The 26,429-nt window shown below is 67.5% G+C and carries 26 protein-coding genes, 1 tRNA gene, 1 other RNA gene and 1 pseudogene; 11 read left to right on the forward strand and 18 right to left on the reverse strand.

The genetic code is table 11. The annotated features are described in order from the left end of the window. Window positions 1-1,066: 1,066 nt before the first annotated feature. Both KBY90_RS00740 and KBY90_RS00745 read left to right on the forward strand, forming a co-directional pair. Window positions 1,067-1,294, forward strand: coding sequence for a hypothetical protein (locus KBY90_RS00740; protein ID WP_254966486.1), 228 nt, complete (start codon window positions 1,067-1,069; stop codon window positions 1,292-1,294). A 40-nt stretch (window positions 1,295-1,334) separates the two neighbouring features. Beyond that, the gene (locus tag KBY90_RS00745; RefSeq protein WP_254966487.1) at window positions 1,335-1,481 is read left to right on the forward strand and encodes a hypothetical protein; all 147 of its coding nucleotides are present in this window, start codon (window positions 1,335-1,337) and stop codon (window positions 1,479-1,481) included. A 184-nt stretch (window positions 1,482-1,665) separates the two neighbouring features. Here KBY90_RS00745 and KBY90_RS00750 read toward each other — a convergent pair whose 3' ends face one another. After that, complete coding sequence (locus KBY90_RS00750) at window positions 1,666-1,842, reverse strand: hypothetical protein (RefSeq protein WP_254966488.1); 177 nt, start codon at window positions 1,840-1,842, stop codon at window positions 1,666-1,668. Window positions 1,843-2,368: 526 nt separating this feature from the next. On the opposite strand from KBY90_RS00750, the gene KBY90_RS00755 reads away from it, so the two are divergent. Next, a complete protein-coding gene (locus tag KBY90_RS00755; protein WP_254966489.1) occupies window positions 2,369-3,457 on the forward strand; it encodes an SGNH/GDSL hydrolase family protein in 1,089 nt (362 codons plus the stop codon). An 84-nt stretch (window positions 3,458-3,541) separates the two neighbouring features. On the opposite strand, the gene KBY90_RS00760 is transcribed toward KBY90_RS00755, so the two are convergent. Both KBY90_RS00760 and KBY90_RS00765 read right to left on the reverse strand, forming a co-directional pair. Beyond that, window positions 3,542-3,805: a hypothetical protein gene (locus KBY90_RS00760; protein ID WP_254966490.1), complete on the reverse strand. Its 264-nt coding sequence runs from the start codon at window positions 3,803-3,805 to the stop codon at window positions 3,542-3,544. Between the two features lie 183 nt (window positions 3,806-3,988). Then, window positions 3,989-4,927, reverse strand: coding sequence for a hypothetical protein (locus KBY90_RS00765; RefSeq protein ID WP_254966491.1), 939 nt, complete (start codon window positions 4,925-4,927; stop codon window positions 3,989-3,991). Between the two features lie 63 nt (window positions 4,928-4,990). Here KBY90_RS00765 and KBY90_RS00770 point away from each other — a divergent pair, with 63 nt between their 5' ends. Beyond that, window positions 4,991-5,284, forward strand: a complete 294-nt coding sequence (locus tag KBY90_RS00770) for a YciI family protein (protein WP_254966492.1) — start codon at window positions 4,991-4,993, stop codon at window positions 5,282-5,284. A gap of 19 nt (window positions 5,285-5,303) precedes the next feature. On the opposite strand, the gene KBY90_RS00775 is transcribed toward KBY90_RS00770, so the two are convergent. From KBY90_RS00775 to KBY90_RS00805, 7 genes are all read right to left on the reverse strand, one after another. Further along, a complete protein-coding gene (locus KBY90_RS00775) occupies window positions 5,304-5,546 on the reverse strand; it encodes a hypothetical protein (RefSeq protein WP_254966493.1) in 243 nt (80 codons plus the stop codon). Between the two features lie 49 nt (window positions 5,547-5,595). Next, window positions 5,596-6,711 (reverse strand): CobD/CbiB family cobalamin biosynthesis protein, encoded by a 1,116-nt coding sequence (locus KBY90_RS00780; protein ID WP_254966494.1) that lies wholly within the window; start codon window positions 6,709-6,711, stop codon window positions 5,596-5,598. A gap of 21 nt (window positions 6,712-6,732) precedes the next feature. Further along, the gene (gene ilvC / locus KBY90_RS00785; protein ID WP_254966496.1) at window positions 6,733-7,728 is read right to left on the reverse strand and encodes a ketol-acid reductoisomerase; all 996 of its coding nucleotides are present in this window, start codon (window positions 7,726-7,728) and stop codon (window positions 6,733-6,735) included. 63 nt (window positions 7,729-7,791) lie between these two features. Then, on the reverse strand, window positions 7,792-8,844 hold the full coding sequence (locus tag KBY90_RS00790; protein WP_254966497.1) for a hypothetical protein: 1,053 nt from the start codon (window positions 8,842-8,844) through the stop codon (window positions 7,792-7,794). A gap of 9 nt (window positions 8,845-8,853) precedes the next feature. After that, window positions 8,854-9,456 (reverse strand): ATP-dependent Clp protease proteolytic subunit, encoded by a 603-nt coding sequence (locus tag KBY90_RS00795; protein ID WP_254966498.1) that lies wholly within the window; start codon window positions 9,454-9,456, stop codon window positions 8,854-8,856. Between the two features lie 74 nt (window positions 9,457-9,530). Further along, window positions 9,531-10,214, reverse strand: a complete 684-nt coding sequence (locus tag KBY90_RS00800; protein ID WP_254966499.1) for an ATP-dependent Clp protease proteolytic subunit — start codon at window positions 10,212-10,214, stop codon at window positions 9,531-9,533. A 32-nt stretch (window positions 10,215-10,246) separates the two neighbouring features. Continuing rightward, window positions 10,247-11,350 (reverse strand): PIN/TRAM domain-containing protein, encoded by a 1,104-nt coding sequence (locus KBY90_RS00805; protein ID WP_254966500.1) that lies wholly within the window; start codon window positions 11,348-11,350, stop codon window positions 10,247-10,249. Window positions 11,351-11,516: 166 nt separating this feature from the next. Between KBY90_RS00805 and KBY90_RS15130 the strand changes: the two are divergent. Next, window positions 11,517-11,861, forward strand: a pseudogene (locus KBY90_RS15130) (radical SAM protein); the annotation flags it as partial. A gap of 742 nt (window positions 11,862-12,603) precedes the next feature. On the opposite strand, the gene panB reads toward KBY90_RS15130, so the two are convergent. Further along, window positions 12,604-13,425: a 3-methyl-2-oxobutanoate hydroxymethyltransferase gene (panB, locus tag KBY90_RS00815; RefSeq protein WP_315858698.1), complete on the reverse strand. Its 822-nt coding sequence runs from the start codon at window positions 13,423-13,425 to the stop codon at window positions 12,604-12,606. A gap of 47 nt (window positions 13,426-13,472) precedes the next feature. Here panB and ffs point away from each other — a divergent pair. After that, an RNA gene (gene ffs / locus KBY90_RS00820) (signal recognition particle sRNA small type) lies at window positions 13,473-13,569 on the forward strand. Window positions 13,570-13,648: 79 nt separating this feature from the next. Here ffs and ftsZ read toward each other — a convergent pair. The 6 genes from ftsZ to glsA form a co-directional block, all read right to left on the reverse strand. Then, window positions 13,649-14,773 carry a cell division protein FtsZ gene (gene ftsZ, locus KBY90_RS00825; RefSeq protein WP_254966502.1) on the reverse strand — a complete coding sequence of 375 codons (1,125 nt, stop codon included), beginning with the start codon at window positions 14,771-14,773 and terminating at the stop codon, window positions 13,649-13,651. A gap of 234 nt (window positions 14,774-15,007) precedes the next feature. Further along, window positions 15,008-15,835, reverse strand: coding sequence for an FtsQ-type POTRA domain-containing protein (locus KBY90_RS00830; RefSeq protein ID WP_254966905.1), 828 nt, complete (start codon window positions 15,833-15,835; stop codon window positions 15,008-15,010). Continuing rightward, window positions 15,832-16,242: a hypothetical protein gene (locus tag KBY90_RS00835; RefSeq protein WP_254966503.1), complete on the reverse strand. Its 411-nt coding sequence runs from the start codon at window positions 16,240-16,242 to the stop codon at window positions 15,832-15,834. The genes KBY90_RS00830 and KBY90_RS00835 overlap by 4 nt, the downstream gene beginning before the upstream one ends. Further along, window positions 16,239-17,411 (reverse strand): D-alanine--D-alanine ligase family protein, encoded by a 1,173-nt coding sequence (locus KBY90_RS00840; protein WP_254966504.1) that lies wholly within the window; start codon window positions 17,409-17,411, stop codon window positions 16,239-16,241. The genes KBY90_RS00835 and KBY90_RS00840 overlap by 4 nt, the downstream gene beginning before the upstream one ends. 64 nt (window positions 17,412-17,475) lie before the next feature. Further along, window positions 17,476-18,903, reverse strand: a complete 1,428-nt coding sequence (gene miaB, locus KBY90_RS00845) for a tRNA (N6-isopentenyl adenosine(37)-C2)-methylthiotransferase MiaB (protein ID WP_254966505.1) — start codon at window positions 18,901-18,903, stop codon at window positions 17,476-17,478. Between the two features lie 39 nt (window positions 18,904-18,942). After that, window positions 18,943-20,784: a glutaminase A gene (gene glsA, locus KBY90_RS00850; RefSeq protein WP_254966506.1), complete on the reverse strand. Its 1,842-nt coding sequence runs from the start codon at window positions 20,782-20,784 to the stop codon at window positions 18,943-18,945. Window positions 20,785-21,003: 219 nt separating this feature from the next. On the opposite strand from glsA, the gene KBY90_RS00855 reads away from it, so the two are divergent. The 3 genes from KBY90_RS00855 (at window position 21,004) to KBY90_RS00865 (ending at window position 24,428) form a co-directional block, all read left to right on the forward strand. Further along, the gene (locus tag KBY90_RS00855; protein ID WP_254966906.1) at window positions 21,004-22,098 is read left to right on the forward strand and encodes a dipeptide epimerase; all 1,095 of its coding nucleotides are present in this window, start codon (window positions 21,004-21,006) and stop codon (window positions 22,096-22,098) included. Beyond that, window positions 22,092-23,144, forward strand: coding sequence for a DUF1611 domain-containing protein (locus KBY90_RS00860; RefSeq protein ID WP_254966507.1), 1,053 nt, complete (start codon window positions 22,092-22,094; stop codon window positions 23,142-23,144). The genes KBY90_RS00855 and KBY90_RS00860 overlap by 7 nt, the downstream gene beginning before the upstream one ends. 141 nt (window positions 23,145-23,285) lie before the next feature. After that, complete coding sequence (locus KBY90_RS00865) at window positions 23,286-24,428, forward strand: right-handed parallel beta-helix repeat-containing protein (protein ID WP_254966508.1); 1,143 nt, start codon at window positions 23,286-23,288, stop codon at window positions 24,426-24,428. A gap of 163 nt (window positions 24,429-24,591) precedes the next feature. On the opposite strand, the gene KBY90_RS00870 is transcribed toward KBY90_RS00865, so the two are convergent. Beyond that, window positions 24,592-24,664, reverse strand: a tRNA-His gene (locus KBY90_RS00870). 45 nt (window positions 24,665-24,709) lie between these two features. Between KBY90_RS00870 and KBY90_RS00875 the strand changes: the two genes are divergently transcribed. After that, complete coding sequence (locus KBY90_RS00875; protein ID WP_254966509.1) at window positions 24,710-25,120, forward strand: DUF4359 domain-containing protein; 411 nt, start codon at window positions 24,710-24,712, stop codon at window positions 25,118-25,120. After that, window positions 25,117-26,418, forward strand: coding sequence for an amidohydrolase family protein (locus KBY90_RS00880; protein ID WP_254966510.1), 1,302 nt, complete (start codon window positions 25,117-25,119; stop codon window positions 26,416-26,418). Before KBY90_RS00875 ends, KBY90_RS00880 begins: the two co-directional genes overlap by 4 nt. The last annotated feature ends 11 nt before the right edge of the window (window positions 26,419-26,429 follow it).

Genomic DNA, 26,429 nt, shown 5'->3' on the forward strand with positions numbered 1-26,429 from the left:
ATTATGAAAACTATTGATATCTGTAGTTCCCACTCCAATTCCTGTAACGGAATAGCAGTATCAGCATACGCTGACGAATTGCGACAGTGCCCGTTACGAGCAGCAGGCAAGCAATGCTGCTCGTTGTAACTCTTTAGACCCTCAAGCAATGTGGCAGCATGATCGTTATATTTTGCCGCTTCTCTAAGGTCGAACCATTTGAAGTCTTTAGTCTTGCCTCCTCGCGTACATTCTTTCTTATAATCTAGAACAAAATCCGGGATAACATTATTCATAATTGATACACGATCAACATGAATTCCGTTCTCCCCCTTGATTTCCTGATTGTTCAGATACTTGCAAATATCTGCTTCTGAGACGCAGATTTCTTCGGGAATGCTTAGATTCCATAGATAGAGTCTTTTCTTAAACTCTTTATTCTGGATTCTTCCATCAACTACGGTCGGAATCTTGACCGTTGTGTATGCACATAAATTTTTTAAAACCATAGTCTTTATGAAATATAGGATAATTTGCCCTGTAACCCCGGATCAAGGGAAAATATTCTTTAGATTCTCTCTAAACGGTATTATCTTCCGCCCACTTGAGGCAAATTGCCCCTTTTGGTCTCCAAACTATATCACAAACCTCGTGTGCCGGCAACCGCCAATGTGCCACTTCTGCAACTGTCTCTTTATGCGTGTCTTCCCCTATTCAATCCGCTGAGAACGGTTCTCTTAGGGCAAGTGTAGTCTCCTCACACCCTTTGAGCAACCGACTCTGTGAGACAGCGCAACCCTGTATGTGCTCAACACCCTCCTGACCATTACCGCTAAACCCAGTGCCGGACAGCAATGCTGCCGTACTTGATGCTTGCTTAGACCGTGTACTTCTATGAGTTAATATACTGTCTGATATATTCAGAACTATTCCGTGCTTCAGTCACTGCTATAAGCACATATCAACAACAGTGCTGTGTATAATGCTGCTCTGTAATCACAGGTCTGCTCTTGTCTTTATATTGAGGTCTTCTGTCAAATCGTTCCGGATCAGATGTGTCAACACTGAGAGCAGTCGCATTCAACCCATGCCCTTTGCTGCTGCTGCTCCCGTTCCAGACCTTGCTACTGCCGTCCTGCTTGCTCAGGACGATCTGAGCACCCGCCTTACGGTTTTGACCCTGAGCGCACAAAGCAGATCCGAGCAGGTCGCCCAGGTGCTGGAACTGCTGAAGGATCTCTCGGATCTGGTGGGTGAATGCGAAGAGGCACTCGGTCTCTCAGGTGTTCCTAGTCTTGCCGTGCACGATTTCTAGGTGGTATCCGCTCATGCCTCTGATTCCTCGTTGGCGCTATATGACCGATGACGCAAAAGCACTCACAAAACGCACTGCCGTTTCCGGACTGGTCATTCTGGTGGTCTTGCTGGTCTTCAGATCGCTGATTCCTTGGGTGCTGGTGGCAGTGGTTGCTTGGTGGATCTGGAAGGTGTTTAGCAAGTAGTGACTTGGAACTTAGGACTTCTTTGACCACATTTTTTCTAGGGTCTTCCGAAACTCATTACCACTCATGGGTCTTGCCAGATTTCGCCTGCGAAGGAACACGCTGCCGATCCACCAGATCTGCAAAGCAGCGAAGGCAAGGGCAACCAGACCCAGTTGAATGTATCCCCAGTTCAGGTGCTCCATCACGCCCTCTGCTCATCTTTCTGCCAGATCCGTTCCAGCGACTGCCGGAAGCGATCAGTGCCGGTTGTGGCGTTGCCCAGGTGCTTTCGGAACAAGGCAGTGAGACGCCAGAACTTCATCCCTGCGGCAATCGCAAAGATTGTCCAGGGAAGCAGCATCCAGAGAGGATTGTTCATCAGGACATTCTGATTGATTAGTCGCATAGTAAACCACTCTGGATCGTGAAGTAAGTCTTTTCTTCACGGACTTTGCTGCCGGAGGGTGACTTTCCTCCTCTTGTTCTACCGATTAACCTGAATTCTTGATTATTAATATAGAAGTAGTACTGCTCGGTCAGAATTGCCAGCGTCGTGAGTTTTTGCTTGGGAGCAGTTTCGCCGGGGACTGTCTTTTTCTTTGACTGCAATGCTTTGTTGTCTCGTCCCAGGTTGTCCCCTGTTGTCTCAAATATGTGTTGTTGGAGGTGTTGGTGGATTGCCTCCTCAAGGGTATCTGCGTTCCTGTCATCTTTCTATTATTAAGGGATGATGCCCGTGCTGTGACACCTGTCTAACTGTCCTGGCGCCACACTCGCTCTTCCCTCTTCGTCCCCTGGCGTCCCCTGAGGTTTCCTTGGGTGTTGATGGAAGTGTTGTTGGAACGGTCACGCACCGCCCTAGTGCCATTGAGAAGTCTTGCGGTATCAGCACTCTTGAACCCATATTGACGGACACCCTCTCCGTTGCTGCCGACGCCGCATCCCCGCCTGCCCCTGCGGCGATGTCCAGATTCAGGCCCGGCCTCCTTGTGCGCGATCCGGGCGGGCTGCACGATGAATCGGCGTTCCCGAGTGCCGTGACCACAGCCTTCGCCTTCCTGGGAGACAGCACCCTGGATTTCGGCAACCTCAGCGAGGCCGCCGCGTTTCTGGGTGAGCCCGCTCCATTCCGCCAGAAGCGCTATGCCGGCGGCGGCAAGGTGAAGGCTTCCGATGGCTTCGTGCTCGGCGAGCAGATCGTCCGCCAGCTCGGGGCCGGCAGCCGGAGCTCGCCGGCCCGGTTGCGCTCCGCCGAGCTGATCAACCTCTCCGATCAGCCGCTGCGGCAGGGGTTGCGCGGCAAGGATCCCAATGCCCAGGTGTTCAACTTTGCCTACGCCGGGGCCACCTCGGGCCGCCGCGGATCCGATCTCGCCGGACTGCGGAACTTCGACATCGGACTGCGCCGACAGGCCTCCACCCTGGCCAGCGCCGCCCGGTTCCTGCCGCGCGGCAGCGATCTGGACGTGATCATCAGCGCCGGCAGCAACGACATCTTCGACTTCCTCGAATCCAACCGCGATCCGATCACACGGGTGCTGGTCACACCGGGTGGCAGCGACAATCGACGCCTCGCCAACAAGGTTGCCTCCAGGATCGTTGGCAACATTGATGCTGCCCTTGATTCAATCACTGGGCTTTACGATGAAGCGGTTGTCTTCGGCCCGGCTCCACTCAGTGATATTCCCATCATTCGATCTCTGTCCAATGATTTCAAAGACAAGGTGCCACTGCTCGGCGGATCTCTGCGCAGTGAGTTCAGAAGCTTCGTGAATCAGATCAGTGCTTCGGTGAACCGGAGACTGGATCGCAAGTACAACTCAAGCACCCGCAATGGGATCTTTGCCGTCGACGGGATCGAAGCCTGGAAATCCGTGAGATCTCCCGGCTTCGTCGACTCCATCCATCCTGATTCCCGCACCAACGGCCGTCTCGCCAGCAACGCCGTGACCCAGATTGCCAATGCCGCCGGTTTCGACAGCTTTGGATTGTGAGTCTTCGCTTCCCAGTGGTCAGCTGTGATGATGCATCGTGATGCATGGGCAGTCATGTGATGACTGCCGTCTGCAGTTCCTGCTTCAGATCACCTTGGATGCCGCGATTGCGTCCGTGATCTCGTAGATCGACCAGCCGTGCAGGATCAGGTGGCGCACGAAGCGAGCGGTTTCATCCTCGCCGGAAAGGCTGCGCTCTTCAAGCATCTCAGGGGTTGCCTTCCTGGCGCTCTTGAGGTGGTGAATGGCGCAGTAGTGGTGGCTGCCATTGCTGGTGCCGTTGTTGTAGACCACCCACCGGCCGCGGTAGGGAGCCTCGCAGTCACGCAGGCAGATCAGGGGGATCATGGCCGGCGGCTGGACCGGGGCCGGAGTGCCTGGGCGGGCCGCCGGTGGCGGAGAGTCCTCGACGGCTGGGCTCGAACTGGCGGGCTGGGGGATCAACATCGGAGCAGGCCGGGAGAGCGATGAAGTCTTGGGTCCACACAAGGGCGTTGCCGATGCCTCTCTCTGTAGGGATCACTACAGACTTCACGGGTTGTCATCACCCGGTGTTCGCACGGGTTGCGGCTCGTCGACGCCCGGGCGTGGCGCCATCTCTGTTTCCGGCAGCCCCTGCCGCTCCTCAGCGCTGTTCTCCTCCCCAGTGGAGCCTCCAACGGACTCGTCGGCAGGGGGGCCTGCCGCGTCGGCCTCCTGATGGCCGAAGCGATAGCGCACCCCCACCAGGTAGGCGTTGTTGTCGCAGGCCTTGATGCAGTCGAGCGTGCCGAAAATCCCCGAGCGGTGGTGCAGCCGCCCCACCAGAGACCACTGCCGGTTGATCTCGGCATCCACCTCGAAGGCCAGGTAGTTCACCAGCTGCCGGCCGTTCCCGCCACGGTCCAGCTGCAGGCGGCTGCGGCTGGTGTACAGCGACAGCCCCTCCACCACGGCAACAGACAGCCAACGGCTGGGGTAGGCCTTGAGGCCCATCCCGATCGTCCCTTCCCCGAAGCTCTGGCCGGGGGTGGTGGCTCCCTGCACGGCATCGTGCGCCATCAGGTTGGCGTCGACAATCAGCCCCAGGCGTCGCCTGCGCCAGAGGGTGCGCTGCACGCCCACGCCGCCCAGGTATTCGGAGCGGAATCCGTTGCGCAGGCGCAGGCTCTCCTCCATGTTGCCCTGGGTCATCGCGCCTCCCCAGAGCGTCAGGGTCCAGTCGCTCCAGCGCGGCGGGTCGATGGCCCAGCCGCACTGCCAAGCCCCCATCACCTCCAGCACCCCCCGCAGCACCGTGCCCAGGCCGTCCCGGCGCGCCGCCGGGTCGTCGGGCTCGCACACCGCCGGCAGGCTCAGGCGCAGCTGGGCCGGCGGTGCCACAGGCCCGGTGCCGGCCCGGACCGGCCTGCAGACCCCGGAGGCCAGGGCGATGGCGCCGGTCATGGCGGCTGTGAGCACCAGCCCCGTGCGGCGTGCAGCTGATCCCATGCCCGTGGCGGGCCTCCGGCCAGGCATCCAGACTTACCGCACACCGCCGCTGCCACCGCGCCGATGCCCTGGTACGTGAAGCTCGAGGAGGGGATCGTTTCCAAGGACCGCTTCGATGCGGTGGTGCCGGCCCACCTGGCCTGGCTGGCCGAACTCGGGCGGGAGGGGCACCATCCGCGCAGCGGCTACTGGGCTGACCGCAAGGGATGCACGGGCGATGGGGCCGGCGGCATGCTGCTGTTCCGGGCGGACGACTGGGCCCAGGCCGATCGCCTGGTGCGCAGCGATCCCCTGATCCAGGCCGGCTGCGTGCGCTGGAGCCTGCACGAGTGGAGCCTGGTGCACGGCAGCCTCTGAGTGCCGGAGCACCGGCGCCTCAGGAGTGGAAGAGCAGCACGAGGCCGGAGTTGAGCTGGTGGAATTCCCGCTCCTCCCGGCTGAGGTCCAGCCCCACCTGCAACCCTTCCTTGAGCGCATCCTCGAAGGGAGGGGAGGACGGCGCCGCACCGGCGCTCCAGAGGGCAGCGATGCCCACCGGGGTGGCATGCCAGCGAAACCGTTCGGTCGTTCCGATCTCTGGCTCGCTCAGGGCTTCTTCCAGAAGTTCGCGAATCGGCATCAGACCCAACACCCGAGAGCAGCTTCGGCAGAGGCGCGCGGGCGGGCAATCAGCTGAGAGCTTTCGTGATGAATGCCGCCGTGCCGAGCAGCAGCCATGTGCCGAGCAGCCACAGCAGCACCAGCCGCCGGTTCAGGGCCAGCATCCGCTGCACCGCTTCCCGGTCGGGCTGAGGCTGGCCGGCGGCCAGCAGCGGCTTGATGCGCTGGATGCCGCCGTAGTGGTTGACGCCCCCCAGCTGCACGCCCACCAGGTGGGCGTAGGCCGCCTGCGACACGCCGGCGTTGGGGGAGGGATCGGCACGGCCGTCGCGGCAGGCGGCGTGCAGCAGTGCCGGCCCCAGCCAGGGACGTCCAACCGCCAGCGGCAGGCTGAGGGCGGTGAGGCGGCAGGGCAGCCACACCAGCAGATCGTCGAGCCGGGCGCCGGCGGTGCCCAGCCAGGTGAGCCGGCCGCGGCGGTAGCCCAGCATCGAATCGAGGGTGCTGGCGGCCTTGAAGCCCCAGGCCAGCGCCAGCGGACCCGGCAGGCCCCAGCCGCCGGCGGCCCAGAGCCCGGCTCCCACCAGCATCCAGAACAGGGGCGCGAACAGGCCGTCGACCCCGTTCTCGCTGGCGGTTTCCGCCAGGGCACGCAGGATGCCGGCGGCATCGAGGGCCCCGCTGTCGCGGCCCACGATCCAGGCCAGGCGCCGCCGCGCCTCACCGAGATCGGGGGCGGCCGCGGGCCGGGCCGCAGGTTCCAGTGCCTCCAGCACGGCGGTCACGGCCTGCTCCAGGCTGCGGCCGGCCAGGCTGCTGGCGAGGCCCACCACCAGCAGGCCCGCGCCCAGCCAGCGGCTTGCTCCACCTGCCAGCCCGCGCCAGCTGTATAGGGCGAGGCGCTCCAGACCCCAGCCCGCCAGGCCGCTGGCCCCCAGCAGCGCCACGGTGATCAGCCCGCCGGCCAGGCGCAGGGCCCAGGGGCGATCCCCGGCCCAGGCCTCCGCCGGCCGCCTCAGCCGGCCGATCGCCCAGCCCATCACCACCACCGGGTGGGGGCACCAGCGGGGATCGCCTACCAGCCGGTCAAGAGCACAGGCCAGCGCCACCAGGGCCAGGGGCAGCAAAAAAGGGTGGGCTCCCGGTAGGGAACCCACCCCGAAAGGCTCCAGCGCCTCAGCCATGGCTGGCTTGACCCGCTCGGCTCAGGCGCTCTTCAGCCAGCTGAACATCGAGCGCAGACCCTTGCCCACCTGCTCGATCGGGTGCTGGCTGTCGCGCTCGCGGATCCTCGCCATCTCCGGCTTGCCGGACTCGCACTCGGCCACGAAGTTGCGGGCGAAGGTGCCGTCCTGGATGTCGGCCAGGATGCGCTTCATCTCGGCCTTGGTGGCGTCGGTGATCAGGCGCGGACCGCTCACGTAGTCGCCGTACTCGGCGGTGTTGGAGATCGAATCGCGCATGGCGGTGAGGCCGCCCTTCACCATCAGATCCACGATCAGCTTCACCTCGTGCAGGCACTCGAAGTAGGCCAGCTCGGGCTGGTAACCCGCCTCCACCAGGGTTTCGAAGCCCGCCTTCACCAGCTCCGAGAGGCCGCCGCAGAGCACGGCCTGCTCACCGAACAGGTCGGTTTCCGTCTCCTCCTTGAAGTTGGTCTCGAGGATGCCGGCGCGGGTGCCGCCGATCGCCTTGGCGTAGGCCATGGCCAGGTCGCGGGCCTTGCCGCTGGCGTCCTGGTGCACGGCGAACAGGCAGGGAACCCCCTGGCCGTTCTGGTATTCCCAGCGCACGGTATGGCCGGGGCCCTTGGGGGCGATCATCACCACGTCCACATCGGCCGGCGGCTGGATCAGGCCGAAGCGGATGTTGAAGCCGTGGGCGAAGCTCAGCACCTTGCCGGCGCTCAGGTGGGGAGCGATCTCGGCCGCGTACACCGCCTTCTGGGCCTCATCGGGCAGCAGCACCATGATCCAGTCGGCCTTGGCGCAGGCGTCGCCGACGCTCAGCACCTCCAGGCCGTCGGCGCGGGCCTTTTCGGCGGAACGGCTCCCCTCATACAGCCCCACCACCACGTCGATGCCGCTGTCCTTGAGGTTGAGGGCATGGGCGTGGCCCTGGGAGCCGTAGCCGATGATCGCCACCCTCTTGCCGCTCAGCAGCGAGAGATCGGCGTCGGCGTCGTAGAAGAGCTGGGCCATCCGAGACTGGTCTTGGTGCAAACGGTCACTGTAGGCCCGCATCGGTCTTGGCCTGTATGGGGGTCAGGTTCGTCCCCTTACATGAATGGCGTGGTCAGGGTAGTTCACCATCAGGCGCCTTTGTTCGGGCGAATTGCGCCAGTTGCCAGCGTAGATCTGGCGAATGTAATTTTCAGCTCGGTCTGCGAAGCTCAACGCCTTGACCTTTTTGTTGCCCCAGCTTTTGAATTCACGATCGAAACAGTAAACAGTTCTGAGATGGCGGGACAACGCTGATACTGCACTGCAAAACGTTCCTTTGCCGCTGATGAGGTTGCGAGCGTTCAATAGCACGCTCAAGTCATCGCGGAGTTCTCCGCTCACTGGAATCATCTGACGGCAGTGGTCGGGAAGCCACTGCAGCAGCGGTTCGATCACCGGATTGCCAAGGTCCTGAAACACAACGCGCACGGTTTGCCACTTGCGCTTGCGGAACAGAACAACCTTGCGATAAAAGGCAAAGGGTGGCTGGCCGTAACTTGGATGTGGCGAGGAACCGCTGAAGACATCTCCTGAGCGGATGTAGATGACGAGATCATTGTTGCCGTAGCCTTGGCTGTCGATGTCAAGCGTCAGCAGGTTGCGGACATCACGCAGAAGCCGGCGATGCCTGAGCCGTTGTCGCAGCAACGGTTTGAGAGCTACGGTGCGGAAATAGTTGCCAGACAGTACGAGCTGGTCGCGGGATAGGTCAGGTTGTTCGTTGTTGATCAGCTCTATCTCCCCATCAATCAGATGGCTGCCAGGCTTGACGTACCAGAGGTTGGGTAAGTGGATGCGCGAAACCCCCAGTGAACCTGCCATCTGTATGGCATTGCTCAGCTGCATCACGCTGTTGGCGAAGCGCTTGCCGTAGGTGATGCGCAAGGCGGTGATTGATGTGGTCGCAGAAAAGTCGCTGCAAGACCCAGGTTCTGGCGTTGGCCAGCGACCTCCTAGATCGAAGTGGTATGGATCTGTTCGATCGTGGTTGTTTGGGCCAACGGCAAAACTTTTTGTACCCTCAAGGATGCCGATGTCGAGGTTGTTTTCGGCTGCGAAACGGTTCAGGAGTGCCTTGCTGTCCAGGCCATGCATGCCGTCGGTTCAGGCCTCGCTGGGGTGGGCGATCACCCGGTCGATCAGGCCGTAATCCTTGGCTTCGGCGGCGCTGAGGAAGTAGTCGCGGTCGGTGTCCTTCTCGACCTTCTCGAAGGGCTGGCCGGTCATGTCCGCCATCGCGTGGTTGAGCATGTCCTTGATGCGCAGGATCTCGCGGGCCTCGATCTCGATGTCGCTGGCCTGGCGCTGGCTGGTGCCGCCCAGGGGCTGGTGGATCATGATCCGGCTGTGGGGCAGGGCCAGGCGCTTGCCCTTGGTGCCGGCCGCCAGCAGGAAGGCGCCCATGCTTGCCGCCAGTCCCACGCAGATCGTCACCACATCGCTCTTCACGTACTGCATGGTGTCGTAGATGGCCAGGCCGGCGGTGACCGATCCACCCGGGGAGTTGATGTAGAGGTAGATCGGCTTGGAGTTGTCCTCCGAGTCGAGATAGAGCATCTGGGCCACCAGGGCGTTGGCCACGGCGTCGTTCACCTCCGAGCCCAGGAAGAGGATGCGCTCCACCCCCAGACGGGTGTAGATGTCGACCCAGCGCTCGTACTGGCTGCCGGGCAGGCGGTAGGGAACGCTGGGGGTGCCGATGGGCATGGCTGCGGGAAGTGGTGGAGAGGAGGGGAAAAGGAGAGAGCGGGGTGGGGCCGCCGGCCTGGGCCTCGCGGGCCTCAGCCGATGCCGGCCGCGGCGGGCACCGCCGTGGGCAGGTCCTTCTGGCTGGTGAGAACCCGGTCGATCAGGCCGTACTCCCGGGCCTCCTCGGCGGTGAGGTAGGTCATGCGGTCGGAATCCCTGGCCAGCTGCTCCACACTCTTGCCGGTGTTCTCGGCCAGCATCTCCAGCATCGTGTGCTTGTTGTGCAGCACCTCCTTGGCGCGGATCTGGATGTCGCTGGCCTGGCCGCGGGCGCCGCTGCGGGGCTGGTGCAGCACGATCGAGGCGTGGGGCAGGGCCGCCCGGTGCCCCTTGGTGCCGGCGCTGAGGATCATGGCGGCGGTGCCCATGGCCTGGCCGATGCAGATCGTGTGCACCGGCGGCTTCACGTAGCGGATCGTGTCGGCGATGGCGAAGGCCTCGGTCTCGAAGCCGATGGCGTCGCCGGTGAACCAGGAGGTGCCGGTGGAGTTGATGTAGAAGAAGATCGGCTTCTCCGGGTTGTCGAACTCCAGGTAGAGCAGCTGGGCGATGATCAGCTCGGTCACGTCCACGCCCATCTGGCGCTTGGCGTCGTCGTCGCTGAACAGCGGCAGGCCCAGGTAGACGATCCGCTCCTTGAGCAGCAGGGAGGGCAGATCCGGCGGCGGGGTGCGCAGCACGGCGGAATCGCCGTAGTAGGGGGCTGACACCGACATCCGCAGACCTTGCTCGGGCACTGGGAAGGAGCCTAGCGGGGCTTGCCCGGGGCCCGCTCCGCCCGGGGGCGGCCCTGCTCCAGCTGGGCGAAGACGATGCGGCCGGTGGGGTTCTGCAGGGCCCCGGTGACCACCACCGGCAGGCGCTCGCCGAGGCGGTCGCTGGCCCCTTCCACCACCACCATGGTGCCGTCGTCCAGGTAGCCCACCCCCTGCTGGGCCTCCTTGCCCTCGCGCACGATCTTGAGCTGAAGCTCGTCGCCCGGCTGCACCTCGGGCCGCAGGGCGATCACCAGTTCGCTCAGGTTGAGCACCTTCAGTTCCTTCACCTCGGCCACCTTGGCCAGGTTGTAGTCGGCCGTCAGCAGGGTGCCGCCGGTGTCGGCGGTGAGGGCCTGCAGCTTGTCGTCCACCCCCTTGCCCTCGTAGCGGGTGCTGTTCACCACCAGCCGGCGGCCGTAGGTCTCGCGCAGCTGGCTGAGCAGCTTCAGACCGCGGCGGCCGCGGGCGCGCTTGTCGGCGTTGCCGGAATCGGCCAGGGCCTGGAGTTCGTCGATCACGCACTGGGCCACGATCACCTGGCCTTCCAGCAGCCCGGAATCCAGCAGGCCGCGGATGCGGCCGTCGATGATCACGCTGGTGTCGAGGATCTTGGCGCTGGCCGGCCGCAGCACCCCCTCCGCCACCAGCAGGGCCTCGGCGTTGCCGGGGCTGAACAGGCGCAGCAGGGTGCGGCCGTGCACCTCCGCCAGGTTGTAGCCCGACACGCCGAAGAACACGTTGCTGAGCACCGCCGCCAGGGGCTTGATGAAGATCACCTCCCAGGGCAGCGGCAGCAGCAGGATCGGCGCCAGCAGCAGGTTGGCCACCAGCAGGCCGAGGATCAGGCCCACGGCGCGGCTCACCAGCAGGTCGGTGGGCATGGAGCGCACCTGGGCCATCAGGCGCTTGCGCAGCTGGCCGAAGAAGAACCCGGCCAGCAGCCCGAAGAACGCCCCGAAGCCGGCCAGCACCGTGCGCAGCCCCTCCGGGTTGTTCACCTGCACCAGCAGGGCTTCCGGGAGCAGATCCACCCCCAGCCAGCCCGCCGCGGCCCCGGAGATCAGAAACAGGATCAGGATGAGGGAGTCCACCATTCCCGCCGACCGTGGTGTGCCGTCCGCTCAGGCAGGCAGCATGCCTGAAACCGGGGCCTCTGGCCGGCGGGGGTAACCGCACCTGAACGTGTCCCCGCCGCCGCGCAGCGCCTACCTGCACATCCCCTTCTGCCACCGGCGCTGCTTCTACTGCGACTTCCCGGTGGTGCCCCTGGGCGACCGGGCCACCGGCCAGCCCGGTGCGCCGGGGGCGGCCTCGATCGCCGCCTATCTGCAGCTGCTGCACCGGGAGATCGCCGCCGCCCCCGCAGGACCTCCGCTGAGCACGGTGTATCTGGGCGGCGGCACGCCCTCCCTGCTCACCCCCGCCCAGGTGGGGGAGCTGCTGGAGGCTCTGCGGCGGCGTTTCGGCCTGGCGCCGGCGGCGGAGATCAGTCTGGAGCTGGATCCGGCCAGCTTCGATGAGCGGCGCCTGGCCGGCTACCTGGCCGCCGGCATCACCCGGGTGAGCCTGGGGGGCCAGAGCTTCGACGACGCCGTGCTGGCGGCCCTGGGCAGGCGCCACCGCGGCGCCGACCTGGCCGAGGCGGCCGGGTGGCTGGAGCGGGCCCGCCACCGCGGTGCCCTGGCCAGCTGGAGCCTGGACCTGATCCAGGCGGCCCCGGGGGAGAGCCTGGCCGGATGGCGGCAGCAGCTGCGTCGGGCGGTCGCCACCGGTGCGCCGCATCTGTCGGTGTACGACCTCACCATCGAGCCCGGCACGGCCTTCGCCCGCCGGCTGGAGCGGGGCCAGCTGGAGCTGCCCGAGGCGGATGCGGCCGCCGATCGGATGGACCTCACCTGGGCGGAGCTCACGGCGGCGGGCTACGGCCGCTACGAGATCTCCAACTACGCCTTTCCCGGCCATGCCTCCCGCCACAACCGGGTGTACTGGAGCGGTGCCGGCTGGTGGGGCTTCGGCATGGGGGCCACCGCCGCCCCCTGGGGCGAGCGCCAGGCCCGGCCGCGCACCCGCGCGGCCTATGCCGCCTGGCTGGAGAGCGGCCAGGGCCAGGGCGGCGCTGCCCCTGCGCCGACCGCTGGCATGCCCCTCGATGAACGGCTGCTGGTGGGGCTGCGCCGCCGCGAGGGGGTGCGATTGCCGGCGCTGCTCACGGCTGCCGGTTTCGCGCCCGCGGAGCGGAGGCAGGCCCTGGCCGAGCTGCGCCGGCGGCTGGAGCCCTGGCTGGCGGACCGGCTGCTGCTGGAGGAGGGGCCGCGCTGGCGGCTGGCCGATCCGGCCGGCCTGGCCCTCAGCAACGGGGTGCTGCGGGAGCTGATCGGCTGGTGGGATGAGCGGACCGCCCCTGGGCGGCGATCCAGTGGCGCAGTGCCTCCACCGCCTGCGCCCGTCCCGGCAGCAGCGGCGGGCTGAAGGGCGGCTGGCGCGCCGTGAGTCCGAGCAGATCGGCCGTCACCCGCACCTGGCCGTCGCAGGCGTCACCGGCGCCGATGCCGATCACGGGAATCCGCAGCCGTCCGCTCAGGTCGGCGGCCAGCTCATCCGGCACGTGCTCCAGCACCAGCGCGAAGCACCCGGCCGCCTCCAGGGCCTCGGCATCGCGGCTCAGCCGATGCCGCCCGGCCGCGTCGCCGCCCTGGCGTCGGTAGCCGAGGCGGTGCACCGACTGGGGCGTGAGGCCGATATGGCCCATCACCGGGATGCCGCTGCGCACCATCCGGTCGATCACCGCCAGGGTCTCCGGTTCGGCCCCCTCCAGCTTCACCGCCGCCGCCGGGGTCTCCTTCCGCACCCGTCCGTCGGCCGCCATGGCCTCATCGGCACCGCACTGGTAGCTGAGGAAGGGCAGATCACAGATCAGCAGGGGCTCCTGGCCCGCGGCGCAGACGCCGGCCAGGCCCCGGGCCGCGGCGCGGCAGTGGTGCAGCATCTCCTCGAGGGTCACCGGCAGGGTGGTGGGGTGACCCAGCACCACCATCGCCAGGGAATCGCCCACCAGCACCGCATCGGCGCCGGCCTCGGCCACCAGCGCCGCCGACAGCGCGTCCCAGGCGGTGAGCACCGTGACCGGCAGGCCGGCCTGCTTGCGTCGCACCAGATCCGCGGGGCGCAGGGGCACGGAGAGAAGGGGCGGTGAAAGGGCATTGCTAGCATCCACTTGACTCGGACCCACGCGGCCCTGACGCCCAAACCTGGTCAGGACCGGAAGGGAGCAGCCACACGGGATGCTCAGAGCAGGCGTGGACTCCGGGTCACCCTTTTCAGCCGCAGCTTTTCAGCCGCAGGTTTCAGCCGCTGGCTGACCGTGGGACGGGACGATCGGGAGCCAGCGGCCCTCAGGACTCTCCCGACTGACGGGACTGGCGCTTGAGCAGGAACGGCGGGATCATCGCGCCGCGCTCTTCGCGTTCGGGCGGGGGTGGTGGGATGGCGCCCTGAAGCAGCGTGGCATCGGTGAAGCTCATCGCCGGCCGCTCGTGCCGGTAGGGAGCGCCGCTGTCGAAGCCGGTGGCGATCACGGTCACGTGGATCTCACCCTCGAGCCTCTCGTCCACCACCGCCCCGACGATGATGTTGGCGTCAGGGTCGACCACGTCATAGATCACCTCCGAGGCGGTGGTCATGTCCTCGAGGGTCATGTCCTTGCCGCCGCTGATGTTGATCACCACTCCCTTGGAGCCATCGATGCGGGCCGACTCCAGCAGCGGGCTGGTCATGGCGGCCTGGGCCGCCTCGCTGGCGCGGCTGCGGCCCGAACCCACACCGATGCCCAGCAGGGCCGTACCGGCGTCGGACATCACCGAACGCACGTCGGCGAAGTCCACGTTCACCAGGCCGGGGCGCACGATGATGTCGCTGATCCCCTTGACGCCCATGCGCAGCACGTCGTCGGCGGCGCGGAAGGCTTCGTTGAGCGGGGCTCCGGCGATCGCGTCCCGCAGCCGGTCGTTGGGGATCACGATCAGGGTGTCCACGTGCTCGGCCAGGCGGGCGATGCCCTCCTCGGCCTGGCGCTGACGCTTGCGCCCCTCGAAGCTGAACGGTTTGGTGACGATGCCCACCGTGAGGGCCCCCACCTCCTTGGCCACCTCCGCCAGGATCGGCGCCGCGCCGGTGCCCGTGCCACCGCCCATGCCGGCGGCGATGAACACCAGATCAGCCCCCTGCAGGGATTCCTGCAGCTCGCCGCGGGACTCCTCGGCCGCCTTCTGGCCGATCACAGGATTGCCGCCCGCGCCCAGGCCCCGGGTGAGCATCTGGCCCAGCTGGGTGCGGTGCTGGGCCGCCGACTGCAGCAGGGCCTGGGCATCGGTGTTGAGCACCCGGTAGCCCACCCCCTGCAGGTCGGAGGCGATCATCCGGTTGACCGCGTTGCTGCCGCCGCCGCCAACCCCGATCACCTCGATCCGAGCCGTCTGGCTGGGGATGATGCCTGGGGCCTTGGGAAGACTGGAGGTCATGTCGGCGGGATGAGGGGAGGCTCCGTTCACGGAAGCTGGATCAGTGCCGTTGGAACGAAGCCGTTCCACAACGGTTTCGGGATCGCGACTGGTCTCGCTGAGATCCTCGCGCCTGTGAGGCTGGGCGTGCATCCTCTCGACGACCGAGGCGGCTGAATCAGGGAAGTTTCACACAATCCCCCGGCTTCTGGGTCCCCGCTGCTCGTTTGCGCACACGTGCGGGCCCGATGGGGCTCAGGGCCGGGCGCTGGCTGTTGCCGCCTGGGTCGGTGCCGGGGCCGCCACGGTCAGCTCCGGCTGTTCCGGTTCACTGAGGTCGATGGCCTGGAGCCGGCGCCCCTGCAGCTGGGCGGGCAGCGAAGCCGTGAGGTGCTCCAGCACCGTGAGGCGGCGCTCCAGCCGCTCATCACGGGGGCCGAGGCGCACGTTGCCCAGTCGGGTGCTCTGCACCCACAGGCTGCCGTCGGGCTCGAAGCGGATCTGGCGCAGATCGGCCCTGAGGGCGTCGCTGTGCTCCATCACCATCCGCAGAGCGCTCCGGTGGCGCTCCTGCCAGCCCAGCACCTCCAGCTGGGAGCTGGCGGGGTTGGCCAGGGTCTGCCCCTGCCGGGCGCTCATCCAGTGCCCGTGGCGGTCCACGTAACCCCGCTCCATGCCCTGCGGCCCCCGCCGCTGCGCCCGGGCCACGGGCTGGCGATCCACCAGGGTCACCCGCAGCCTGGGAGGGGCGATCCAGCGGCTCACCCGCACGTCTTCCACCGGCAGCTCCTGCTTCAGGGCGGCGGCTAGCTGCTGGGGTTCGAGGCTGAGCAGGGGCTGGGGAAAACGCAGCTCGGCGGCGCTGATCACCTGCTCCCGCCCCACATGGCTGCTGCCCACCACCTCCACCTGCTCGGCACTGGTGAGGCTCCAGCCATAACGCAGCAGCAGGGTGCCCAGGCCGGCGCTCAGGCCCAGCAGCACCAGCATCCGCCAGCCATTGCGCAGACGCTCGTTGCGCCGCTGCAGGCGCAGCTGGCGCCGTCGCTCCACGCCCGGTGGCAGGGGGCGGGCCTGGCTCACAGCTCGCAACGGGAGCGGGCCATCAGCTCCCCCATCCAGCGCCGGGCGCGCTCGGCGTCGGCGAAGGGCAGATCCTTCTGCTCACCCCCGCCCACCAGCCGCAGACGGCAGGCGCCCTGCGCCTCCTCGGTGAGGGGCGCCTCGCCCGAGCGCAGGGCGAGCAGTTCCACCAGCTCCAGCTGCTTGATCACGAAGCTGTCCTCCAGCTGCAGCCGGCCGGCCTCGAAGCGGCTCCAGCTCAGCACCCCGTCCACCAGGCGCGCGGCTCCGCAGCCGTCCAGCTTCGCCAGCTCGGAGCCTTCCGCCCACTCCCGGAACAGCTGCTGCCGTCGGCGCTCCAGCCAGCCCAGGGCCGTGAGCAGCACGAACACCAGCAGCAGCGGCAGCCACAGCAGTCCGCGACTCATCGCCCCAGATCTCCCGCGAGCAGGGTGTGGCGGCATTCTCCCGCCGCCCGCACCAGTTCGTGCACGAGCGCATCGAGTGCAACACCACTGGCCTGCCAGAGCATCGGATACATGCTCTGGCTGGTGAAGCCCGGCAGGGTGTTGATCTCGTTCAGCCAGAGCTGGCCGCCGGCCTCGTCGTAGAAGAAATCCACCCGGGCCAGCCCCTGGGCGTTCACCGCCTCGCAGGCCTGGATGGCCATGGCCCGGGCCCGCTCGGCCACCGCCTCCGGCACCACGGCGGGGATCACGGTGTGGCTCCTGCCCTCGCTGTACTTGGTGTCGTAGTCGTACCAGTCGGCGTCGAAGCGGATCTCGCCCAGCACCGAGGCCTGCAGCGGGGCACGGCCGCCGCCCTTGACTGCGCACTCCAGCTCCCGGGCCGTCACCCCCTGCTCCACGACGATGCGGGGATCGAGGGCGGCGGCGGCGCGCAGTCCCGCCAGCAGCCCGGCACGGTCGGTGGCCTTGCTGATCCCCACCGAGGAGCCCAGGTTTGCGGGCTTGATGAAGCAGGGAAAGCCGAGCTGCCGCTCCAGGCGGTCGAGCAGCCCGGCCGGCTCAGAACCCTGTTCGGCGTCCAGCTCGCTGGCCTGGACGCAGGCGTAGGGCACCTGGGGCAGACCGGCGGCGGCGAAGGCGGCCTTCATGGCCTGCTTGTCCATGCCCACCGCCGAGCCCAGCACCCCCGAGCCCACGAACGGCACCTGCATCAGCGTGAACAGGCCCTGGATGGTGCCGTCCTCGCCGTTGGGACCGTGCAGCACCGGGAACCACACGTCGACGGTCCCGGCGCCGTCGGGGAAGCCGCGGAAGCCGCCCGCGCCGAGGGAGGAGCCGGCCCGGGCGGCGGCCGCCGCCAGCTGCTCGGCGGAGGCCGGCGTGCCCTGCTGCAGCACCGCCTCGGCCAGATCCGCTCCCCACCAGCGGCCCGCCGGATCGATGTAGAAGCAGCGCAGCGTGTAGCGCTCCAGGTTGGCGCCGCTGCTGAGGGCGCGGCGCACGGTGGCGGCCGAGCGGATCGAGACCGGGTGCTCGCCGGATGCCCCCCCGAAGATCAGGCCGACGCACACCGGCTGCAGCCGGGGTGGGGCGGGATCGGCTGGAGCGGAACTGGCGGCTGCAGGCATCGGCGGACTGAGGGACGCAGCCACGGGGGTGGCGGAGGCTTGCCGCCGCCGCGCCGGGCTGAACTCAGGCCAGTGTGCCGCTCAGGGAGAAGGCGCGCACCTCCTCGATCCGCACGTTCATCAGCTCGCCGGGCTGGATGGCGGTGCCATCGGGCCGCTGGCCGGGGAAGAAGGTGAGCCGGTTGGTGCGGGTGCGGCCCATCACCTGGTTGGGATCCTTGGGATTGGTTCCCTCCACCAGGATCTGCTCCACCCGGCCGGCGTAGCGGGCGCTGCGCTCCCTGGCTTTCTTCTCCACCAGGGCGTTGAGCTCCCGCAGGCGCTCCACCTTCACCTCCTCGCTGAGCTGGTCCGGCCAGGTGGCGGCGGGGGTGTTGGGCCGCGGCGAGTAGGCGGCGGTGTTCACCTGATCGAAGCCGATCTCCTCGATCAGATCGAGGGTGCGGCGGTACTGGGCGTCGCTTTCGCCGGGGAAGGCCACGATCACATCGGCGCTGATCGCGGCATCGGGTATGCGCTCGCGGATGCGCTCGATGATGCGGCGGTAGCGATCCACCGTGTAGCCGCGGGCCATCGCCTTGAGCACGGCGTCGTCGCCGCTCTGGAAGGGGATGTGGAAGTGCTCGCACACCTTGGGCAGATCGGCGCAGGCATCGATCAGCCGCTCGGTGAAATAGCGGGGGTGGCTGGTGGCGAAGCGGATCCGCTCGATGCCTTCCACGTCGTGCACATGGTGCAGCAGGTCGGTGAGGGTGTGCTGGCGGCGGCCTTCGGGCGTGATGCCGGGCAGGTCGCGGCCGTAGGCGTCGATGTTCTGGCCCAGCAGGGTGATCTCCCTGAAGCCCCGGGCGGCCAGCCCCTCCATTTCGAGCTTGATCGCCTCGGGCAGGCGCGACTGCTCCCTGCCGCGCACCGAAGGCACCACGCAGTAGGTGCAGCGCTCGTTGCAGCCGTAGATCACGTTCACCCAGGCGCACACCTGGCTGTCGCGGCGGGCGGTGGTGATGTCTTCGAGGATGTGGTGCTCGCCTGTGGCCACCACCTGCTGGCCCTGCTCCACCTGGGCCAGCAGGGTGTCGAGCCGGTTGGCGTGCTGGGGCCCCATCACCAGATCCAGCTCGGGCACCCGGCGCAGCAGCGATTCGCCCTCCTGCTGGGCCACGCAGCCGGCCACCACCAGGGTGAGGTGGGGGTTCGCGCGCTTGCGCCGGGCCTGGCGGCCCAGATAGCTGTACACCTTCTGCTCGGCGTTGTCGCGGATCGTGCAGGTGTTGTAGAGCACCAGATCGGCGCTGTGTTCGTCGGTGCCGGCCCGATAGCCCATCGCTTCGAGGATCCCGGCCATGCGCTCGGAATCCGCCTTGTTCATCTGGCAGCCGAAGGTGGTGATCCAGTAGCTGCCGCGGCCCACGCCCGCCTGGGAGGGGCGGGCCTGGGGCTCAGGAGCCGGAACCGGAGCTGCGCCCGGTGCTGAGGAGAGGGTGGCGGTCATGGACGTCCAGTGTGGTGGATCGCCACCCGCAGCTGCCGTTCAGCCCTGCTCGAGCAGCAGCAGCTGCTGATTGGTGCGCCCCAGCTTGCGGGCCAGATCCTGGTGCAGCGCCAGCAGCAGGTCGATCACCACCTGGGGCTGCTCCCGCTCCAGCCGGTCGAAGGTGCTGCGGGTGAGCACCAGACAGCTGCCCGGCTCGTCGGCAACCACATCGGCCGTGCGCGGGGAACGGGTGAGAAAGGCCATCTCGCCGAAGGACACGCTGGGACTGAAGGTGGCGAAGCGCAGGGGCTTCTCCGCCACCGGCGGGCCGAGCACGGCGCTGAACAGCCCCGATTCGATCAGGAACACCTCGTCTCCGGCATCGCCCTGCCGGCACACCAGTTCTCCCTGCGCGAAGCTGCGCCGCTCCAGCAGCGGCTCCAGCTGGCTGCGCGTCTGCGGTGGCAGCAGTTCGAGCAGACCCACGGTGCAGGTCTGGGGCGGCTGCTCGCCCGCCTCCCGCAGCAGGGCCTCCAGGAGCATGTCCTCGGCCGCCTCCAGGCCCCGGTCCAGGCTTCCGAAGTACTGGCCCTCCTTGGCCAGCTGGCCCTCGCCCTGGGGCCAGAACTCCCGCAGGTGTTCACCGCGGCAGAGCAGGCAGGGCACGTCCAGCTTGGCGAGGTCGTCGATCTCCTCCCGCAGCAGTTCGGCGTCCACCCGGGGCAGGGCCAGCACCTGCTGCAGATCGATCACCAGGATCGCGCCCGCACTCGCCTTGCTCTGCATCTCCGCCAGCAGTTCCTCCGCGGCGGCGAAATCGAGCACCCCCTGGGCCTGGAGCACATGGATGCGGTCGCCATGGCGATCCAGCTGCTGGCTCTCCTGCTCGCTGCGCCAGCGTCTTGAGCGGCGCCGCTGGGCGGTGGTGGCCGAGCGGATCGTGGTGCCGGCGCGGGAGGGCTGGTTGAACAGATGCAGCTGCAGACGCTCGGAGATCTCCTCGCACACGGCGATGCCACGGCTGGAGTTGCCGTAGCTGTCAAGGGGCGGGGAGTACACCGCCAGCCCCAGACGGCCGGGCACCACCGCCATCACCCCACCGCCCACCCCGCTCTTGGCGGGCATGCCGACGTTGTAGAGCCACTGACCGGTGTAGTCGTACATGCCGCAGCTGCCCATCACCGCCAGCACGTTGGTGGTGATGTCGGGATCGAGCACCTCGGTGCCGGTGACGGGATTGCGCCCCTGGCAGGCCAGGGTGGCGGCCATCACCCCCAGGTCCTGGCAGGTGACCGACACGGCGCACTGGCGGAAGTAGAGCTGCAGGCCCGGTTCGGGGTTGGTGTTGATGATGTCGAAGTTGCGCAGCAGATGGCCGATGGCCCGGTTGCGGTGGCCCGTATCCCGTTCGGAGCGGAACACCGACTCGTTGACGTCGAGCCGGCGGCCCGCCATGTCGGAATAGAAATCCAGCAGCAGTGTTTCCGCGCGCTCCGGATCGAAGGCCATCACCTGGGCGGTGGTGGCGATTGCCCCGGCGTTGATCATCGGGTTGCGGGGAATGCCGGTCTGCGGATGCAGGCTGATGGCGTTGAAGGCATCGCCGGAGGGCTCCACACCCACTTTCGCCTCCATGTAGGCGTCGGAGTGGAGCTTGAGCGCCAGGGCGTAGGTGAAGGGCTTGGAGATCGACTGGATGGTGAATTCCTTTCTGGTCTCTCCGATCTCGTAGATGCGACCGTCGGTGGTGGCGATGACGATGCCGAAATCCTTCGGGTTGGCCTTGCTCAGCTCGGGGATGTAATCAGCGGGCTTGCCGTCGTCGAAGTCGCGGTACTTGGCGTGCAGATCATCCAGAATCCTCTGAATCGCATCAGCGGTTCTCCCGGGGTCTGGCATCGCAGCGCGCTCTATACCCCAGGATCACACTCCCCGGACCGGCGTATCTTCTGTGGCAATCGCTACACCGGGCCGGGCTGCAGCGTCCGCCGTGCCAGGTTTGGGCCCCAGCCGCCACCCCAGCCGCCACCCCAGCCGCCACCCCAGCCGCCACCCCAGCCGCCACCCCAGCCGCCACCCCAGCCGCCACCCCAGCCGCCACCCCAGCTGCCTCAGCCGATGCGCTGCCGTCTGCACCGTTTCCCGCTCACCAAGGCCGTGCCCCTGGCGATCAGCCGCGGCACCACCACGGCGGTGGAGCACCTGCTGGTGGAACTGGAGCACGACGGCGTCACCGGCCTGGGGGAGACCGGGGGGTTCGACACCGGCCACCGCCGCCATGACACCGAGGCGATCGCGGTGGAGCTGGAGGCGATCGCCCCGCGGCTGGAGGGTCTGTCTCCCGAACCGCTGCAGGTGCTGGACCCCCTGCTGGCGGAGCTCTCGCCACCGGCGCGCTGCGGCCTCGATCTGGCCCTGCACGACTGGTGGGGCCGGCGGCTGGGGCAGCCGCTGCACCGGCTCTGGAGCCTGGATCCAGGCGCCTGCGCCGCCACCAGCGTCACCCTGGGGCTGGCGCCGCCCGCGGCTGTCCTGGCGCGGCTGGAGCGCTGGTGGGCCCAGCTGCCCGCCAGCCGCATCAAGCTCAAGCTGGGCAGCCCCGACGGCCTCGACCACGACCGCCGGCTGCTGGAGGTCGTGGCCGGGGCCATCGAACGGCGCCGCCAGGCCACGGGCGGCCCCTGCGAGCTGCAGGTGGATGCCAACGGCGGCTGGGATCTGCCGGCCGCCCGGTTCATGCTGGAGCCCCTGCAGCGGGCCGGGGTGGTGCTGCTGGAGCAGCCGCTGCCCCCCCTGGCCGAGCCCGAGCGCGATGCCGCCGGCTTCGCCGCCCTCAGGCCCCACTGCCCCATGCCGCTGGTGGCCGATGAGAGCTGCTGGGATCTGCCCGACCTGCTGCGCCTGGCCCCCCATGTGGATGGGGTCAACATCAAGCTGCTCAAGAGCGGCGGGCTGGCGGAGGCGCTGCTGATGGCCCGCACGGCCCGGCGGCTGGGGCTCGGGGTGATGCTGGGCTGCTACTCGGACGCCAGCCTGCTCAACGGCGCCGCCGCCCAGCTGCTGCCGCTGGTGCGCTGGCCCGATCTGGACAGCCACCTCAACCTGGTGGACGATCCCTTCGTCGGTCTGGAGCTGCGTGGCGACATCGTGATGCCAGCGAGTGCTCCCGGGCTGGGGATGGCGCTGCGGGAGCGCCTGGGGGAGCCATGCTGAGGGCCGATCAGCGGGTGGTGCTGCTGCAGCACGGCGGCCTGGCCGACCTCTCCGGCAAGACCGGCCTGGCGATGCTGCGCTACCGCTCCGGTCCGATCGTGGCCGTGGTGGATCCGGCCCACGCCGGCCGGCCGTTGCTGGAGGTGAGCGGCATCGACCGGCCGGTGCCGGTGGTGGGCTCGCTGGCGGCGGCTCTGCCCTTCGAGCCCGAGGTGGCGGTGGTGGGCCTGGCCCCCTCGGGCGGCCGGCTGGCGCCGGAGGTGCGGGCCGATCTGGCGGCTGCGCTGGCGGCCGGCCTGAGCGTGGCCAGTGGCCTGCACAGCCGCATCGGCGACGACCCCGAGCTGGCGCCGCTGCGGCGCGATCCGGCCTGGATCTGGGATCTGCGCCGGGAGCCGCCCGGGCTGGCGGTGGCCAGTGGCCGGGCGGCGGAGCTGCCCTGCCGGCGGCTGCTGGCGCTGGGCAGCGACATGGCCGTGGGCAAGATGAGCGCCTGTCTGGAGCTGGAGGCGGCTGCCCGCCGGCAGGGGCTGCCGGCCCGCTTCGTGGGCACCGGCCAGGCCGGCATCCTGATCAGCGGCGCCGGTGTGGCGCTCGATGCCGTGCGGGTCGACTACGCGGCCGGTGCGGTGGAGGCGGCGGTGCTCGAGGCCGGCGCGGATCTCGGTTCCGGCGGCCTGCTGCTGGTGGAGGGGCAGGGATCCCTGGCCCATCCCGGCTCCAGCGCCACCCTGCCGCTGCTGCGCGGCAGCCAGCCCACCGACCTGCTGCTGGTGCACCGGGCCGGTCAGCGGCACCTCAAGGGGCTGCCGCAGCTGCCGATCCCACCCCTGGCAGAGCTGATCGCCGCGGCGGAGGCCCTGGCGGCCCTCGGCCGTCCGGATGGTCTGCGGCCGAAGGTGCGGGCCGTGGCGCTGAACACCGCCCACCTCGATGCCGGGGCTGCGGATCAGGCCTGCACCGCGGTAACGGCGGAAACAGGTCTGTTCTGTGTCGATGCGGTGCGTGGTGGCGCTTGCACGCTTCTCGATGCGCTGCGTCGCTGAAGCAACGGTTGGCTACCTGGATCACAACAGGCTGAACGCTCAGCAGCAGCAGCAGCAGCAACAGCAACAGGCTCTCGAGCGCCTGAGCAGTCAGGCCTGTTCCCCTTCTCTAGGATTCAACGGCGCCGCCAAGGATCAGGCATGGCTGAGAAACAGCAAGTTGTTGTTCTTAACTGGAAAACGGCCACGAACACTGTGCTGGACGGCAAGGGCGGCTGGTTCAACGAAGGTCGCCCAACTCAGCTGGTGATCCAGTCGCAGTTCCGAAACGGTGAATGGAAGCGACCTCAGAATTTCGTGTTCAAGAACTGGAAGCTGAATGGCTCGATCCGCGTCCTTGGTGCAGGCAGCAGTTCCTCCGCTCCGGTGAAGGAATCTTCCTTCAGCCTTGGCCACACCGAGAGGATGCAGGAGGCGGCTCCAACCAATATCACCTTTTCCGGGCTGACCCTCAATGCCAACCGCAAGATCCCAGTGATCGTTGGACCAGGAGCAACAGGAGTCACCGTTCGCAATTCAACGCTGAGAGGCAGCAGTCGAAGCGTTGGCGTTTATCTCGATGCCGAAAGTGCTAACAACAGGATCACCGGTAACCGCTTCAGGCTGGACCTTGATCGGGAGGTGATCGCGGTTGATGGCTCGCGCCGGAATGTGATTTCTGGTAACACATTTTCCCGTCTTCCCTGGGGTGGAGTTTATGTGTATCGCAATTGCGGCGAGAGAGGCATGGTCAGGCATCAAAAGCCCACGGAGAACCGCATCAGATCGAATACCTTTAATCTCGATAGTCTGCGTAGCTTTTGGGAAGGAAATCCGATCAATGGCCGTCAATTTGAGTATCGCTATGCGATCTGGCTTGGCTCGCGTGAGTCAAGGCCTCCATCCTTCTGCGGCGAGGATGACGGTTTCCCGTTTGGCAGTAGTATTGATAATGGAGACTTTGCTGATGACAATATTGTCAGTGGCAATATCCAAAAGGGATCTTCGAGGGGTTATCTGCTGAAGATTGACGAGGATCTGGGTATTGGGGGCTATGACAAGTTCGTCAAGGACGATGGGCTCAATAACCGTATCGATGTTGGATCCTCCGCCCAGTCGAAAGCCCGGACCCGTCTCAACGGCGACACAAAGCGTTTCAGGCGTCTTGGGGTGGGGTCCGCGAACTTGGGTCTCAAGCCCTCTGCGACGCCCAGCCGGGACGCTGACAGGCTGCTTGCTGCCATGGCTGGCCGCGATTGCGGTTGCCTGTCTCTGTCAGGCACGTCTGAACTTTGTCTGGCCTGAGCCGAGCCTGATCCACTCCGGTTCAGCAGTTCCAGCTGCTGGGAGCGCAGCAGGAGGAGCCACGAATCCGAGGAGTCACGAATCCTGAGGGCCTGTTCTGACTTCAGGGCTGGTGCTGGAAGACAGATGCCACCCCTGGCTTTGCGGCCGGGGGGGCTTCAAGGGCGAGCGAGGGGATTCGAACCCCCGAATGGCGGCGCCACAAGCCGCTGCCTTAACCACTTGGCGACGCCCGCCGTGGTCGGTGCCAATGTACCAATGCGTCCGGCAGTCGCTTCCGCTTGCGTTCCGCGGTCCGAGGGTCCTGGCTGGGGGGACTGGTGCTCACGGCCGTGGCGGCGGCCGGGCTGGCCCTCAGCAATCCGAAGCAGGCGGCGTTCGAGCGCTTCGCCGCCGCCCATCTGGTGGATGTGATCGAGCGCGAGGTGTGCGAGGGCGATGTGCTGCCGCCGCTGGTGCGGCTGGCGCTGCCCAACTGCGCCGAGCTGGTGCAGGCCCAGAACGTGGCCATCGGCGCCCTGGTGAGCCGCCAGACCCGCCGCTGGAACCTCGGTGTGTGCAGTCTGTACCGCACCGATGTGGGCGGTCAGCAGGTGCTGGTGTGGCAGGTGCCCCGTTTCCGCGCCACGGTGCTCGGGGTGGCGGGCCGCTTCCTGGTGCTTCACGCCAGTGTCGACGACGAGGGGGCATGACCGCCGCTCCCGCCCGGCTGCGCCTGCGTCTGCCCAGGGCCCTGGTGGATCCTCGGCTCACGGGCCTGCCCGTGGGCCACGGCGATGGTCTGGTGGCGCTGGAGCTGGAACAGCGCCAGGGCCGGATCACGGCCCTGAGGCCCCTGGAGGCTGGCTCCCGGACCGGGGACGCGCCGGCGCTGCCCCTGGCCCTCACTCCCCTGGTGGAGCCCCACGCCCACCTGGACAAGTGCTTCACCGCCGCCGCCTTCCCCAACCCGGAGGGCACCATCGCCGGCGCCCTGGCGGCCAACCGCTGTGAGGACGGGCAGCGCACCTACGAGCAGGTGCTGGCGCGGGGCGAGCGGGCCCTGGATCGGGCCTGGCGCCATGGTGTGCGCGCCATCCGCAGCCACATCGACAGCGGTGGCGCGGCGGCCCGTCCCAGCTGGGAGGCGCTGCTGGAGCTGCGCCGGCGCTGGGCCGACCGGGTGCACCTGCAGCTGGTGGCGCTGGTGCCCCTGGCCCACTGGAGCAGCCCCGAGGGGGAGGCTCTGGCCCGCTGGGTGGCCGATCACGGCGGCTGGCTCGGGGGCGTGCTGGGCCCGCCCTACGGGCACCTGCGCTCCGACCGCGATGCCCTGGCCACGCTGCTGGGGCTCGCCGAGCGGCTGGGCACCGGAGTGGATCTGCACGTCGATGAGGCTGAGGACCAGCCCGGCCGGGGGGTGGATCTGGTGAGCGCGGTGGCCAGCGACCTGCGCAGCGGCGTGCCGATCACCTGCAGCCATGCCGCCAGCCTCGCCCTGCTGGGGCCGCGGCGGCAGGAGCGGCTGGCGGAGCGCCTGGCGGCGGCCGGCATCGCCGTGGTGGCCCTGCCGCTCACCAACCTCTGGCTGCTGGGCCGACGGCCGGAGCGCACGCCCTGGCTGCGGCTGCAGGCGCCGATCCGCAGCCTGCAGCGGGCCGGGGTGCTGGTGGCGGTGGGCGGTGACAACGTGCAGGATCCCTGGTATCCGGGCGGCGACTTCGACCCGATCGAGCTGCTGCGGCTCTCCCCGCTCACCAGCCACCTCTGGCCGGCCACGCGCCAGGGCCTGACGCCGTTCAGCACCGCTCCGGCGCGGCTGCTGGGGCTGGAGTGGGATGGGGTGGTGCGTGAGGGCGGCCCTGCCGATCTGGTGCTGCTGGACGCGGGCAGCTGGCCCGAGCTGCTGGCCCGCACCCCCCAGCGCCTGGTGCTGCGCGCCGGTCGCGCTCTGCCCCCCCCGGCCCTGCAGCAGCCCGCGGCTCTGCTGCCGGCCGCCAGCATGGGCTGAACCTCCACCGC

The sequence above is a fragment of the Cyanobium sp. CH-040 genome, assembly GCF_024346135.1.
GTDB lineage: Bacteria > Cyanobacteriota > Cyanobacteriia > PCC-6307 > Cyanobiaceae > NIES-981.

Excerpts from the sequence above, each read along its gene's own strand:
- KBY90_RS00740 (WP_254966486.1), top strand. The coding sequence starts at position 1,067 with ATGCCCTTTGCTGCTGCTGCTCCCGTTCCAGACCTTGCTACTGCCGTC.
- KBY90_RS00745 (WP_254966487.1), top strand. The coding sequence starts at position 1,335 with ATGACCGATGACGCAAAAGCACTCACAAAACGCACTGCCGTTTCCGGA.
- KBY90_RS00750 (WP_254966488.1), bottom strand. The coding sequence starts at position 1,842 with ATGAACAATCCTCTCTGGATGCTGCTTCCCTGGACAATCTTTGCGATT.
- KBY90_RS00760 (WP_254966490.1), bottom strand. The coding sequence starts at position 3,805 with ATGATCCCCCTGATCTGCCTGCGTGACTGCGAGGCTCCCTACCGCGGC.
- KBY90_RS00765 (WP_254966491.1), bottom strand. The coding sequence starts at position 4,927 with ATGGGATCAGCTGCACGCCGCACGGGGCTGGTGCTCACAGCCGCCATG.
- KBY90_RS00770 (WP_254966492.1), top strand. The coding sequence starts at position 4,991 with ATGCCCTGGTACGTGAAGCTCGAGGAGGGGATCGTTTCCAAGGACCGC.
- KBY90_RS00775 (WP_254966493.1), bottom strand. The coding sequence starts at position 5,546 with ATGCCGATTCGCGAACTTCTGGAAGAAGCCCTGAGCGAGCCAGAGATC.
- KBY90_RS00780 (WP_254966494.1), bottom strand. The coding sequence starts at position 6,711 with ATGGCTGAGGCGCTGGAGCCTTTCGGGGTGGGTTCCCTACCGGGAGCC.
- ilvC (WP_254966496.1), bottom strand. The coding sequence starts at position 7,728 with ATGGCCCAGCTCTTCTACGACGCCGACGCCGATCTCTCGCTGCTGAGC.
- KBY90_RS00790 (WP_254966497.1), bottom strand. The coding sequence starts at position 8,844 with ATGCATGGCCTGGACAGCAAGGCACTCCTGAACCGTTTCGCAGCCGAA.
- KBY90_RS00795 (WP_254966498.1), bottom strand. The coding sequence starts at position 9,456 with ATGCCCATCGGCACCCCCAGCGTTCCCTACCGCCTGCCCGGCAGCCAG.
- KBY90_RS00800 (WP_254966499.1), bottom strand. The coding sequence starts at position 10,214 with ATGTCGGTGTCAGCCCCCTACTACGGCGATTCCGCCGTGCTGCGCACC.
- KBY90_RS00805 (WP_254966500.1), bottom strand. The coding sequence starts at position 11,350 with ATGGTGGACTCCCTCATCCTGATCCTGTTTCTGATCTCCGGGGCCGCG.
- ftsZ (WP_254966502.1), bottom strand. The coding sequence starts at position 14,773 with ATGACCTCCAGTCTTCCCAAGGCCCCAGGCATCATCCCCAGCCAGACG.
- KBY90_RS00835 (WP_254966503.1), bottom strand. The coding sequence starts at position 16,242 with ATGAGTCGCGGACTGCTGTGGCTGCCGCTGCTGCTGGTGTTCGTGCTG.
- KBY90_RS00840 (WP_254966504.1), bottom strand. The coding sequence starts at position 17,411 with ATGCCTGCAGCCGCCAGTTCCGCTCCAGCCGATCCCGCCCCACCCCGG.
- miaB (WP_254966505.1), bottom strand. The coding sequence starts at position 18,903 with ATGACCGCCACCCTCTCCTCAGCACCGGGCGCAGCTCCGGTTCCGGCT.
- glsA (WP_254966506.1), bottom strand. The coding sequence starts at position 20,784 with ATGCCAGACCCCGGGAGAACCGCTGATGCGATTCAGAGGATTCTGGAT.
- KBY90_RS00855 (WP_254966906.1), top strand. The coding sequence starts at position 21,004 with ATGCGCTGCCGTCTGCACCGTTTCCCGCTCACCAAGGCCGTGCCCCTG.
- KBY90_RS00860 (WP_254966507.1), top strand. The coding sequence starts at position 22,092 with ATGCTGAGGGCCGATCAGCGGGTGGTGCTGCTGCAGCACGGCGGCCTG.
- KBY90_RS00865 (WP_254966508.1), top strand. The coding sequence starts at position 23,286 with ATGGCTGAGAAACAGCAAGTTGTTGTTCTTAACTGGAAAACGGCCACG.
- KBY90_RS00880 (WP_254966510.1), top strand. The coding sequence starts at position 25,117 with ATGACCGCCGCTCCCGCCCGGCTGCGCCTGCGTCTGCCCAGGGCCCTG.